Origin of the sequence: Microbacterium sp. (assembly GCF_048259935.1) — a bacterium.
Taxonomy (GTDB): Bacteria; Actinomycetota; Actinomycetes; order Actinomycetales; family Microbacteriaceae; genus Microbacterium.
On the sequence record NZ_JBLXHF010000009.1, the window covers coordinates 1 to 12,317 of the forward strand.

The 12,317-nt window shown below is 64.8% G+C and carries 14 protein-coding genes; 1 reads left to right on the forward strand and 13 read right to left on the reverse strand.

Features of this window, described 5'->3' with window-relative positions; translation table 11 throughout:
* Positions 1-542: 542 nt before the first annotated feature.
* Genes ACN0RC_RS13820 through ACN0RC_RS13850 form a run of 7 tightly spaced genes read right to left on the reverse strand, consistent with a single transcriptional unit; the run spans position 543 to position 7,807 of the window.
* Complete coding sequence (locus ACN0RC_RS13820; RefSeq protein ID WP_417512487.1) at positions 543-1,511, reverse strand: M23 family metallopeptidase; 969 nt, start codon at positions 1,509-1,511, stop codon at positions 543-545.
* Positions 1,512-2,948, reverse strand: coding sequence for an ATP/GTP-binding protein (locus tag ACN0RC_RS13825; protein ID WP_417512488.1), 1,437 nt, complete (start codon positions 2,946-2,948; stop codon positions 1,512-1,514).
* Positions 2,945-4,621 carry an SCO6880 family protein gene (locus tag ACN0RC_RS13830; RefSeq protein ID WP_417512489.1) on the reverse strand — a complete coding sequence of 559 codons (1,677 nt, stop codon included), beginning with the start codon at positions 4,619-4,621 and terminating at the stop codon, positions 2,945-2,947. Before ACN0RC_RS13830 ends, ACN0RC_RS13825 begins: the two co-directional genes overlap by 4 nt.
* Positions 4,618-5,868 (reverse strand): hypothetical protein, encoded by a 1,251-nt coding sequence (locus tag ACN0RC_RS13835; protein WP_417512490.1) that lies wholly within the window; start codon positions 5,866-5,868, stop codon positions 4,618-4,620. Before ACN0RC_RS13835 ends, ACN0RC_RS13830 begins: the two co-directional genes overlap by 4 nt.
* Before the next feature lie 3 nt (positions 5,869-5,871).
* The gene (locus ACN0RC_RS13840; protein ID WP_417512491.1) at positions 5,872-6,531 is read right to left on the reverse strand and encodes a hypothetical protein; all 660 of its coding nucleotides are present in this window, start codon (positions 6,529-6,531) and stop codon (positions 5,872-5,874) included.
* Positions 6,528-6,806 carry a hypothetical protein gene (locus ACN0RC_RS13845; RefSeq protein ID WP_417512492.1) on the reverse strand — a complete coding sequence of 93 codons (279 nt, stop codon included), beginning with the start codon at positions 6,804-6,806 and terminating at the stop codon, positions 6,528-6,530. Before ACN0RC_RS13845 ends, ACN0RC_RS13840 begins: the two co-directional genes overlap by 4 nt.
* 2 nt (positions 6,807-6,808) lie before the next feature.
* A complete protein-coding gene (locus tag ACN0RC_RS13850; RefSeq protein WP_417512493.1) occupies positions 6,809-7,807 on the reverse strand; it encodes a hypothetical protein in 999 nt (332 codons plus the stop codon).
* 369 nt (positions 7,808-8,176) lie between these two features.
* Between ACN0RC_RS13850 and ACN0RC_RS13855 the strand changes: the two genes are divergently transcribed.
* Positions 8,177-8,491, forward strand: a complete 315-nt coding sequence (locus ACN0RC_RS13855) for a winged helix-turn-helix domain-containing protein (RefSeq protein ID WP_417512494.1) — start codon at positions 8,177-8,179, stop codon at positions 8,489-8,491.
* Positions 8,492-8,669: 178 nt separating this feature from the next.
* On the opposite strand, the gene ACN0RC_RS13860 is transcribed toward ACN0RC_RS13855, so the two are convergent.
* The 6 genes from ACN0RC_RS13860 to ACN0RC_RS13885 all read right to left on the reverse strand — a co-directional run bounded on the left by ACN0RC_RS13860 (position 8,670) and on the right by ACN0RC_RS13885 (position 11,835).
* Positions 8,670-9,071: a ParB family protein gene (locus ACN0RC_RS13860; protein ID WP_417512495.1), complete on the reverse strand. Its 402-nt coding sequence runs from the start codon at positions 9,069-9,071 to the stop codon at positions 8,670-8,672.
* Positions 9,068-9,862 (reverse strand): ParA family protein, encoded by a 795-nt coding sequence (locus ACN0RC_RS13865; RefSeq protein ID WP_417512496.1) that lies wholly within the window; start codon positions 9,860-9,862, stop codon positions 9,068-9,070. Before ACN0RC_RS13865 ends, ACN0RC_RS13860 begins: the two co-directional genes overlap by 4 nt.
* A gap of 133 nt (positions 9,863-9,995) precedes the next feature.
* A complete protein-coding gene (locus tag ACN0RC_RS13870) occupies positions 9,996-10,307 on the reverse strand; it encodes a single-stranded DNA-binding protein (protein WP_417512497.1) in 312 nt (103 codons plus the stop codon).
* Positions 10,308-10,527: 220 nt separating this feature from the next.
* Positions 10,528-10,776 (reverse strand): glutaredoxin family protein, encoded by a 249-nt coding sequence (locus ACN0RC_RS13875; RefSeq protein ID WP_417512498.1) that lies wholly within the window; start codon positions 10,774-10,776, stop codon positions 10,528-10,530.
* A gap of 327 nt (positions 10,777-11,103) precedes the next feature.
* Positions 11,104-11,316 carry a hypothetical protein gene (locus ACN0RC_RS13880; protein WP_417512499.1) on the reverse strand — a complete coding sequence of 71 codons (213 nt, stop codon included), beginning with the start codon at positions 11,314-11,316 and terminating at the stop codon, positions 11,104-11,106.
* Between the two features lie 81 nt (positions 11,317-11,397).
* Positions 11,398-11,835, reverse strand: a complete 438-nt coding sequence (locus tag ACN0RC_RS13885) for a hypothetical protein (RefSeq protein ID WP_417512500.1) — start codon at positions 11,833-11,835, stop codon at positions 11,398-11,400.
* Positions 11,836-12,317 lie beyond the last annotated feature (482 nt).

Below are 12,317 nucleotides of genomic sequence, written 5' to 3' on the forward strand. Positions count from 1 at the left end.
GATCAACCAGCCACCAACCGACGAGATCCAACTCGCCGCCTAACACCCACCGGCCTCACTCGCCTTGACAAATTCCGCTCGGCGGCCGCTCCGAAGTGAGCTTGCGCCTGCATATCGAAGACTTCCAACACCGCTCATAACGTAGGGGGGATTAGTGAGGATGAGGTCGTATGGCTGAGCCTTCGTCTCGGGGAAAGTTCCGAGGTTTGAGCGAGACTTGACTGCGGCGTCGCATGTAGCAGCGGCCGCGTGCCCTGTTCGGGGGCTGCGCCCCCGAACAGGGCATAGGCGGCGACCTTCGTTGTTCGGGTGTCGGTCATTCGATGACGGGTGCCGGCAGCATCAGTGATGGGGATGAGTTGCGGGCGTTCTAAGCCACTGTCAGCGGCGGCGTCTTACGCACTCGATGGGTGCAGGTCCCGCCCGGCCCGCACAAGCCGGTGCATGTGATGGCCTGAGCGCTCTTGATTATTTCTACGGACCGGCCGGGAGAAGGTGCCGGTCATGCTCGTGCCGCCACTCGTCGCTGCACGACTCGCTTCTTAATCTGGGAGTGAGACGCCGGCCGCCTCCATGAAGGTCCGGGGGTTTACATAGTCACCATTCACCTTCACTTCAAAGTGGAGGTGGCAGCCGTACGAGTTGCCCTCGTTACCGGCTCTTCCGATCTGTTCGCCAGCTTTCACGGCCTGGCCTTTGGTGACGAGAATGTCGGAGGTCTTCATGTGGAAGTAGCCGGTGGTTATGCCGTCTGCGTGTTCGATCCAGATGTATCCGCCGCCGCTGCTGTTGTAGCCGGTGCTGGTGACGACGCCGGCTGAGGCGGCCCAGATGGGGCCGGCGCAGGTGCCGTCTGCGAGGTCGGTTCCCATGTGGGCATGGTCGCCTCGGCTGTCACCGAATACACCGGTGACGGTGCCTCGTGCGGGAACGATCCACTCCCCCGAACCAGCGGCGCAGGTGCCGGTCAGCGCGTCGACGACGGCCGTGGCGTCCGTCTCGTACTTGGCGTAGTGATCTTTGTCGCTGTTGATCTGGACTCGCCAGATCGCGTGAGAGGGCTCCATGTCCTGCCAGCCGGCGACGGCTGTGAGCCGTCCGAAGAACAGAGTGGCTGCCTTGGTGGGATCCAGGCGGTCTTCGACGCTCCCCCACCAGTCCTGCTGCTGGAACAGTCCGATGCTGCTGGTTCGTGTGCCGTCCGGGTTCGTGTTCCCGCTCGTTTCCCAGTCGCCGTAGGTGATGTTCTTGAGGCTGCTCTCCCCCATCGCCGTCATGATGCCGATGATCTGCGCCTCGCGGCCGAGCGAGAGCTGCTGCGCTGCGCCGATGATCGCGGCCGCGTTGGCGAGCTGGTCGCCTTGGTACCCGTTGACGCCGGCCGTGGGGTACTTCGAGGGGTCTGCGAGGCACGTGCTCGCTTCGCTGCGCTGCACGGATGCGAGCAGGAAGGTCACGCCGAGCGCGAGCGCGAGAAGCCCGCCGAACACGGTGAGGCCGAGCGACTTCATTTACTGCACCTGGCGGGCGTCGCCGCGCATCCCCTCGTCGGTGTCGGTCAGGGTGACCTCGATGTCGGAGCGGAGGTGCTGCACGTGCGTCTCAGGCACGGATCCGTACTTGAAGACGAAGTGGCCGGGGTTCAGCGTTTGCAGTACCTCGGCGGTGCTGGGGTCGAAGCCGAAGGTGCGCACGGCCCAGTCGGCGTCGTCTTTCCGATCCTGTCGGAAGACGTAGATCGACTGCGCTTCACTGATGACGGTCTGGCCGGGTGAGTCCTTGGGGATGTCGGTTCCCTTGTGGAACACGAAGACGTTGTTCAGCCCGAGCCCGCGGGAGAGTTTCTGGTTCGACTTGAGGAGGTGCGCGGCCGGCCCCTCGACCATGTCCCACCCTTCCTCGTTGATGCACGTCGTCTGCCAGCCTGGATCGGTGCGCAGCCGGCCCAGCATCCACTGGTTGCCGATCGCCCGGATCACGTGTGACGACGGGCCTTCGGAGGGCAGTTGCGAGATATCGAACGATGTGAGTTTGCCGGTGAGGTCGACGCCCTCGCTCGTCTCGCCGTCGAGCAGCCCGCCGTATTCGTCGAGCAGCCCTTCGAGGGTGAATCGGACGCCGAGGCCGGCCTGGTGCAGCCGATCCCGCGAGGCCGGCGACATGTCGTCCTCGGGTGCGTCGACGCGGCCCAGGCGCGGGAGGATGTCGGCCAGCGTGGCGCTGCGTCCGTCCTCGAACGATGCGAGTGTCTGCGTGAGCGCGGCCCGGGCTGCTTTCTCGTCCCAGACGTCGAGCTGCGCACCGTCGCGGGCGATGCGGACGATCGCGTGCAGAAGCCGGTAGGTGCCGGCGTCTCCGATCTGGCTCACGATGAGCGGGTCGAGTAGGTTCAGGCGTGACCCTGTGCCGTCTTGGGTGAATCGGATCGGTTCTCCTTGGCCCCACTCTCTGACCAGCTCGGCGTATTCGCCTTCGTTGCCGCGGGGCTTCTTGTCGAAGATGACCGCGCGGCGGCCGGCGAGCACGAGTGGGCGCAGCACGAACACGGTTTTGACGAAGCTCGACTTGCCGCCGCCCACTCCCCCGACGACGATCGTGTTGGGGGAGGAAATCAGGCGCGGGGTCGAGTTGTAGGCGGTCACGGGGTCGTGTGTGACCAGGTTGTGCGCGAGGACGTCGCGGCCGTTCGCAACGCCCGATGTGCCCGTGACGGGGCCGATCAGGGCGGTGTTCAGAACGGTGGCTTGGCGGGTCGTCGATGGCGCTCCGGGTAGCTTCGGTGCGTAGTACCCCTTGCGTGCCTTCCGCGCGTTGACGCGCCGTGACGGGCCCGGCAGCTCGTACGGGGAGATCTCGCCGGCCACGTTGTCGACGGGCAGTGTTTCTTCGACGTCGGCCGGCTGTGCCCGCCGACGTGAGCGGCGGCCGGATGCTGTGGTGTCGGTCACGAGATCGCGTCCTTCTCTCCCCTGCCGGCGAGGACGCGCATGGTGCGCGCCGCCCAGGTGGGCTCGTCGGGCTTGATTCCGCGGCCAATAGGCCAGGTGAGTCCGCTTGCTGCGGACTGGTAACTGTCGAGCCATTCGAGCCGGTGAATACCGGCGTCGGTATCGCACAGTTCTTCCAGCTCGCGGCTATCCATGGTCAGCTGCTCTTTGCTGTCCGAGGTGATCGTGACGTACCCGATCCAGTTGGTGCCGTGGTGGCCGCCGCCTTCTGCGAGGTCGTTGCGGCGTCGGCGAGCGGCGTCGACGCGCACGCTTCCCTCGTCGAGCGGGATGCGCCCGCCTGCCGTCTCGGCGTGCTCTGTGGCCAGATCAGCCACCAGGTCTTTCCGGGCCGCGTGGCGGGCTTCGGATGCCGGGATCAGCTCAATGTGGAAGGTCACTGTTCGGATGACGTCGAGTTTGCTCCCCACGAGCAGGGGCAGCAGCCACAGCGGGGTGCGCTGCGCGACGGAGAGGTGTTCGGCGCGGATCGCCGCGGTGCGGTGCCACCACTCGACCTGTTCTCTTGTCTCGGGGTCTGTGCCTTCGACGACGTGGGCGGAGAATTCGCCGCCGCGGGCCCGCTCCCCGAGGTTGGTTGGTGCGAGGTCGCGCACGAGGTCGAGGGGCCTGCTGGGGTTCTGCATGTGTCTGATCACGGCGACGGTTCCGCGGGCGGTGAGTGCTTGGGCGGTGCCGAAGTAGGCATCGTGCAAGCCACGCTGCGCCGATTCGATCTCGGCGGCCATGAGTCGACGCCACCCGTCCCGTCCTTCTTCGAACTTGCGGGCTTTCTCGGCGAAACGTGCGTTGAGGGGCCAGCTCATGACGACGTAGTGTCGCTGCACCATCGCTCCTGCGCTCGATGCGAGCAGCACTTCTTCGTAGGACTTTTTAGCCCAGTCGGGTGCGTCGTCGTCGATGTTGTTCATGACCCACCATTCCTGCAGTGCCGTGTCGGCGGGCAGAATGCGGGTGATGGGCTGGATGAAGCGCAGCAGTGATCCGGGGGCGGCGCGGCCGGCGAGCAGTGATCCGAACCCTTCGGCTTTGCGGAGGGTGGAGTCTGGCGATTCCATGCCGCGTAGCTGGCCGCTCACAGCGAACGCGACCGACAGGTACGGGTCTTCACCTACGGGGCCGTGCCAGGCGATCCCTGGGATTCCCCGTGCTGATTGCAGCCAGCCCATGCCGTCCGCGCCGTCTGGATTCGCCCGCATGGCAGCCAGCTCGCGCGCCCACTCGATGCGCGCGGCCCGCTCGGTCTTCTCCTTCGTCTTCGCCGTCTGCGACAGCGCGGTGGTGAGCATCGCAACGCGCTGCGGATCGTACGGCTGGTAGTCACCGCTGCGCGTCTTGATGGCCTCGCGGTGCCGCTTCCGACGTGCGCCCCGCTCGAGGATTGATCCGTTGTGCGTCGCGCTGGTGAGCAGCACGAGGACGCCAGCGGCGAGGACTCCGAGAACGATCGCGGGCCAACCGAAGGACGGCACGAACAGGAACGTGACAGCGATGATGAGGATGACGCCCCATCCGCGGCCTTTGGCCTTCTCGCCCCAGAATCCGCGGTGGCTGCCTTCTCCCCCGAGGACGTACGAGCCGCGCTGACGCTCGGCTAGCTCTTGTTCGTTCATTCCGGGCGATCCTTTCCGAGCGTCGGTGGGGCTCCCACCGGGGTGTGCGCGGTGTCGTTGACCTTGCGTCCGACGGTGGCTGCGCCCTGTGCTGCGGCAGTCGTTGCCGCCACGGCGACACCACCTGCCTTGCTGGTGGTCGCAGCTGCGCCGCGGCCGGCGTTGGCCGTGCCTGTTTGTGCGGCGCCGCGGCCGGCAGCTGCGCCGCCTTGCGAGACGCCCTTCGCGCCGATGCTGGCTGTCGCCCCTCGTGCGTCGGCGGGTGTCGCGTTTGCGCGGACGGGTTGCGTCGAGCGGGGTGCGGCGGGCGAGGGGCCACCGCCGTGTGAGGGTCTTGGGGCCACATCCCCTACGCGCATCGAGGGCGTCGACGCCCCGGATGCGGCCTGTCCGGCAAGGTGCTTAGTCGCCCACGAGACAAGGACGAAGGGAGCAATCTCAGCCAGGAAGATTGCGATCATCGCCACAAGCAGCATGACGAGGTTCTTGAAACCGTCGTCACCCCATTGTCCGATCGAGTCGATGGTGAGCCGGAAGGCGAATCCAAGCATGAAGAACAGGGTGGGGTGGATGAGCAGCAGCCCGATCCAGATTTTGACTGCGGCCATGCCCCCACTGCGGCGTTGCTGGTCGACGACGTAGACGACCGCGAGCGGGATGAGCACGCCTGAGAAGTAGAGGATGACGAGCTGGAAGACGAACAGGGCGACGACGATCAGTAGCCCGATCGCCATAGCCCAGATGATCAGGAAACCGATATATGCGCCGCCCGCGATCAGAGACGGGTCTTCGAGCGCCACCTTGCTGAATGTGTCGACCATGTCGACGACGGTTCCGCCGTATGTCCACTCGATGATGCTTCGGGAGAGAGAGCGGATCAACTCGACGAGCATAAGTCCGATCGCGGGGCCGAAGCTGATGCCGATGAGGAAACCGGGGAAGTACATCGCGATTGACTCGAACAGCTCTTCGCCGCTCATCTTGCCGCGAGCTGTACGGACGAACTGTCCCACCAGCAGCAGGATCGCAACCAGGATTGACAGCGCGAATGACACTGCGTATGCGCTGAGGAAGCTCGGCAGCGTGAGGTCGGGCAGCGTTGACTCTGTGATCGCAGGGATCACCGTGCCGGCGAGGCTCATGACCGCCTCGCGGCCCGCCGCGTACATGTTGCCCCACGGGTCAGACCAGAAGTTGACGACACCTCCGATCACGTCGGGGAGATTGATTACGTCGTCCCAATCCATGACTCAGCACCCTCCAGGGAGCGCCGTCCCCGTAGTTGGTAGCGAGTCCGTACCGGGCGTGTCTAGATCCTCGACGACCACCCACCCGGCTTCTGTCCATTCAACGGCGACGGACGGCGTGAAGCGCAGCGTCGGATCAACTGCGTCATTGATGACGAGCGGCAGCATCACCGTGACTGCCACGCGGCTGCTGTCCTCGTTAACGCTCTCGATCCGGTAGTACCCGTTGATCGACGTTGTGTGAAACTGTGCCACCTCAGCGTTCGCGAAGCTCGCGGCGCTATCGGCCAGGTTCGGCATAGTCGAGGCCTTACCGTCTATCTGCGCCAGTTCGTCAGCCGGAACGGCCGGCTTCTGCGCAATCCATCGTGCGAACGTCGTGACGAACGACACCGCACCCTCGGGAGTATGCGGTGCCTCCTTCTGTGCGTCAAGAACGGTCTGTGGCGAGCGGGCGTCGCCTGCAAGACAACCGTCGACGCCTTCCACTGCGGGGGGTGCCGTGGTGGAAGACGTCGACGGGGCTGTGGGGCGCGGGGTGGCCTCCGGGCTGCCGCCGCGCGTGGTGAAAAACACGAGCCCGACGACAGCCACAATGACGAACACTGCGATGCCCAGGACGTACCAGGGCCAGCGGTGGCGGGCGGCGGGCTGCGTGGTCATGAGGCGATCGCGATAACTGCGCCGACGATGACGCCGAGGGCTACCAGGCCACCGAGGGCGACGGCCGAGCGGATGATCTGCTTCTTCGCTTCCGCGACACCTTGCGGGTTCGTCTCACCGCTCGAGCCGAGCTTGAACAAGCACATGATGAGGAAGACGATCGCCGCGATGATCGCGAGTCCCCAGAGGCCGGCGAACAGCTTTTGCCAAATGCTGGTGAACTCGGCACCAAAAATGGTGAAGTCCGGAATGATCCCGTCGATCGGGTTGTCCATGATCAGTCTGCCTTTCGGAGTGCTGCGTTCAGTTGGGAGACGATCGCCGCGGTGAGGTGCGTGATCGCGGTGGTCGTGGCCGGCTGGAGCTGTCCGAAGCTCAGCGTGGTGCGCTGCGCGATGTGCGGGTCGAACGGCACGTGCACGACGCTGCCGACTCCGGCCGTCTCGACGAGCTGGTCGGCGTAGCTGCGCACCTCGGGATCCTCGATACGGCCGTCGTGCATGCGGACGATGATTGCCGTCCGTGCGAGGTCGGCCGCGTGCCCGCCTAGCTTGTGGAGATATCGAAGCAGCTGCATGGCTCCGTTGAGCTCGGGCAGAGCATCGAGCACGGGGATCACGAGCACGTCCGTGACATCGAGCGCACCTTGGAAGGCGTCACTGGACGGCTGGTTGCCGGAGTCCATGACCCGCACCGGGTAATAGGTGTCCGTGAGCGCAGCCATTCGGCGCACGTCGTCGCCAGAGAGCGCTTCACGATCCCCTGCCGTACCGATGACGGCGGCGTAGGACGTCTGCTGTGCGATGTAGCCGGCGAGCTGGCCGGCCCCTCGAATGTCGTCGATGTCGCGCAGCAGCTCGGCGACTCCGGCCGCGGCCGGCCCCTCGGCGCGCACGGCCAATGCTCCGGGGTCATCCGCAACTTCGAGCACGATGGTGCCTCCCCCGCGGATGTTCGCGAGGACACCTGCCGTGAGCAGGGAAAGTGGCGTCTTACCGACGCCGCCCTTGGGGTTGGCGACCAGGATTCCGACGCTGCGCGGCCACGTTGAAAGCCGGATGAGCGATCGCGCACGCCCGAGTTCGGCGGCCGCGATTTCGGCTGCGTTCGGCTGGGGCTTCAAGCCCAGCCCTCGGAGAAACTTGTTCCAGCCGAGCGACGGCACATCAGCTGGCCGCTCCCGATTCCGCAGCCTCAGATCGCCCGGCCCGGCTGTGGGAGCGGGGGCGTCGACGCCCTCTTCCACGACGGGGGAACTGTCGGTCTCGACGGCCACTCCCCCACTGCTGAGCCGTGCAAGCAACTGCTCTGATGATAGGACTTGCGCGTTATTCGCTTTGTCCCCCATTTGGGGGACAAACTCAGCGCTGCGGGGAGAGTGGGATGCCGTGGAATCGGCTCCGTCCTCTCCGATCGCTTCGCTGTACCCCTGGACTCGTTCAGCTCCGCGGAATCCCGCGGTTTGATTGGCGTTGTCAGCCATGCACACCCCCCTGCGTTTGGAACATGATAACCCGATCCTGTGACAGTCGAGTTCGACGACCTAGCTGATCGCCACATGTCCAGGCTAACGAATAATCCGCAAGCTTGGTAAGCGTCTTTTCGAGTCGCACTGCGAAACGGGTTGCCTGGCAGAATGGAACGCATGCCCAGACGCCCTGTAATTCCCGGCCTTACCGGGGAGTCTGCGTCCGCGCATCGAGCGATCCAGAATGAGTCTCGTCTGACCTGTCTCCGGTTCCTGCTGAGCGAGGGGCCAGCAACGCGCGCGGGCGTCTCGTCCGCGACGGGCTTGTCGGTGAGCACGACGATTGACGCACTACGCGAGCTAGAAAAGCTCGGGTACGTCGTCGGCGACCTGAGCGCATCCGAGCGATCGGGGCGCCACCCTGTTTACGTTGCGCAGCGGGAAAAGGTGACGACAGATCTGCTGTCGTTTGTCAGCTGGGTACTGCGCTGACCGCTACCAGCCGGGAAGCGCCGGCCCGTCGAATTCGTCGGGCTTCTTGATGCCCCCGAGCGGGATGCTGTAGCCGCAGCTAGGGCATGCGATGTCGTCTGTGCCGTCGCGCATAACCACTCCGCAGTCTGGGCACGTGGGCTGTGCGGCCTCGCTGCCCCACTCCCCCGAGTCCACGTCAGTCGACCGCTCGTCCGGACGGCACGGAGCCTGCTGTGGCCGGCGTGAATGGTGCGCCGCCATTGAGTTCACGCTCCAACTGCTCGACGACGGCGAGGACGGAGTCACGCTGCATGTCGCTGAACGTGCGCCAGCCGTGATGCGCTCGTCCGGCGAGGAACGCGGCCCGGATGCGGCCGGCTTCCTCGGGGCTGTCGACGTAGTAGTTCAGTCGGGGGTATTTCTCCGCTGTGGTCTTGGTTCCGACGCGTCGCAGCCCGGGTGGCGTGATCGCGGCGGGTGCCGCGGCCGGCGTCGACGGCGCGGCGGCGGCTTCCTGGATCGGTGCAGCGATCGGTGTTGACGGCGTGAGCGGGCTGGTGCCGGCCAGGGTGGACTTGCGCGGGGCTGGACGATTCATGACGTCGCTCCTTCGGGGACGATCTGCTGCGTGTGTGTGTCGTACATTTCGGCGGTGCGGGGCGACTTGTACTCGTCGAGCCCCATCGCCGCCTCGAGCGCATTCTGGATGACCGTGCGCTTGGGGATGATCGGGTGCAGCAGCTCGACGCCGTGTGCCTCGATTCCGAGCACGAGGTCGCGACGCCACATGTCCCCCGCGATGGTTTGTCGGTCGTACCTGTTGAGCACGACACCAGCGAGCGTGAGCGTCGGGTTGTAGTAGGTGCGGATCTCCTGAACTGATCCGAGCACCTGGCTGAGTCCGTTCACGCTGAACAGCGTCGCCTCGGTGACGATGACGACGGTGGTGGCCGCCACGAGCGCGTTGGTCGTGAGCAGATCCATGCTGGGCCCGCAGTCGATCAGGATGACGTCGTACTCCCCCACCACGTCACTGAGAGCGCTCCGTAGCCGGTGCTCTCTTCCCGCGGTGCTGGCGACCAGCTCGCGCTGCACGCCGGCCAGGGGTGCGCCGTTCGATGGCACGACGTCGAGATTCTCCCAGACACCGGGAACGATGACCTCGCGCAGCGTCTCGGCTGCACGGATGCTGAGCACGTCCGCGATCCCCACCTGGTCTGCCTCAAAGGCCTCACGGGTGATAACGGATGTGAGGTTGCCTTGCGGATCGAGATCGACGGCCAGGGTGCGCAGCCCGCGGCGGACGAAGCTGCGCGCGTGGTGGTACAGGGTGGTCGTCTTTCCGACGCCGCCCTTCTGGTTGATGTAAGCCACGATGCGCGCGGTCATGATGTGCCCTTCGGTTATTGCAACCATTGTCTCCCATAGCGGTAACGGTTGCATTAGATGCATAAGTGAGTCGTGATCCGGTTTGTGCGGTGCTCGGCGGACGTGAGGCCGCCGAGCACCGCACTGCGCCTTTTTAGAAAGTGGTGGTGTCGAACTGCTCGACGTCGGCGGTTCCATTCTGCTTGCGCTCGACAGTGACGCTTTGGGAGCGGAGGCTGATGCCGACTTCGTCGGCGCGCACTTCGTGCTGCACGCGGGTGCCGTTCTCCCCCTCCCATTCGGTGACGCGGTAGCTGCCCGCGAACATGACGCGCACGTTCCCACTGCGCTCGGCGGTGTTGACGAGCTCGACGGCCTGGCTGCCACTGACGAGGACCTCGTAGCCGATGGTCGATCCATCCGTGTATGTGCCGTCTTCCTGACGCACTCGATCGGTCACAAGCACGCGCGCGTAGGCGTAGCTGCCCTTCTCCCCCCTCGCAGCTCGGGGGTCTTGGCCAGGTTTCCGGTGCGGGTGATGTAGCTCACTTCTTCATTCCTTTCAGTTGCGATAGGCGCGTTTCGCCTTCGGTGCCACTGGACTGAGAAGCTGCTCCGGTCGTCTAGTAGTTCTATTGTCTCCATTGCATCTATTAGTTGCAATAGCGGTAACAGTTCTATAGGTTTTATTCGGTCGTGCGGTGGCGCGCGATGCGTTCGATATGGTCGGGGCGCATGTCGTTCCAAGGGTCGTGATCGTCGACGACGACGGGTGCGGCGCTGTAACCGAGTTCTTCGGTGACGTACTCGCGGGCGGCCTCGTCCTCGCGGATGTTGATCTCGACGTAGGGGATGCCTCGGCTGGTGAGTAGACGCTTGGTCATCTGGCACTTCCCGCAACTCGGGCCGGTTGTGTAAACCCTGATCGGTTCCATGTCCCTCGCCTTCCTCGGTTCACGTCGTTGGCTTGTTCCTGATAGGCGGAGCAGTGCCGCAGCAGCAGGGCTGAATCACCACCGTAGGCGGCGGGGGAGAGATTGTTGGCGCGAAATAAGGGAGTGCAGCGACCGCGTGCCAAGAATCTCGGTGGAGGCCGGTCCCTTTGAGGACTTGTGGTGAAGTCCGTGGCGGCAACGATGAAGCATCAGGAACAATGCTCGTTGTTCGGGGTGCCGGCCGCGTAGCGGTCGGGTGCGGGAGTGTGAGGGAGTCGCCCCTCACGGTGTGGGAGCCGGCCTCTGTGCCGGCTCCCACGCTCGCGGTTAGTCGGTTGTGCGCCAGTGCGCATCTCCTTCGTCGTCTGCGTAGCTGTGCGCGTCGATCCAGGACTGCGCAGAGTCGAGGCGGTTGTTGGCCTCGAACAGTGCGGCGACGCTGTCGGCCTCGTCGCAGGTGAGCTGGTGAGCGATCTCGTCGATCGTGTCGACGGCTTCCCAGGTGTCGAGGAAGCGGGTGAGGGCGGGGCTGGTCATCATGTGGCGACTTTTCCTTACAATGGCGGCATTAGTGGTATTGGTTGCAAAAGGTGGCCGGTTGGTTATCGGCCACCTTTTGGTTCAGGACCAGTAGCGGGGGTTGAGCGCTTCGTTGCCGTCGTAGTCGAGGGCGAGCAGCGCACGGCCGACCTGGTCGATGTAGAGGTCGTTGATGGTGGTGTGATCGGTGCCTCGGGCAAGTTCGCGAACGGTGACATCGATGAGGTCGGCACCGTTGAGACTGACCATCACGGCCATGAGGGAGGCGCGGTCAAGGCGGACGCCGTCGCGGATTGCGCGGATGCGCGCGGTGAACACGAGTCCGCCGCGCTCGTAAGTGCCGGGGATCGCGGCGATTTCGGATGCTCCGAGCGACCAGAACACACCGCGGTCGATCGCCGCCGCTAGCTGGTTCCCAGTGTTCCGGTATGTTTCGCGATCCTCGGCCGTGGCGTCCGGTGGTGCAAGCAGCTGTTCGTGGGGGAATCGCTGAAGCATTGCCTTGGTGGGGAGGTCCATCATTCCTGCTTTCAGTCGGTGGTGGTGAGGTCGTGGTGCTCGGTTTGGGCGATGATGACGCCGCTGTGGGTGGCGATGGTGGCCCCGTTGTGAGGTGCCGTTCCTGTGGTGGTATTGGTTGCATTCATGGGTATCTCCTCGTTTCTTTGCCGTGAAGGCACGTAGTGCCTGTCAGGGAGAAGGACGGAGCATCAACCCGGAGGGCGCCGGGGGAGAGAATTTCGGTGCGAAGTGAGGGAGCGTAGCGACCGCGCGCCGAAAATCTCGGGGGAGTCGGCCCCGCACAGCGGGGCTTGTGCGCAGGACGACGACCGCAGACTGCCGAAGGCTTCACGGCAAAGAAACGCGCCTTTGGCGCGAATTGATATGGCCGCGTAGCGGTCGCCTTTGGCCGGCCTCTAAGTGTCTCGGTAACGTTGTGCGGCCACGCGCCTAATCTTCTTGACCCGCTCAGGGTGAACGTAGTCGACTAAGATCCTGAA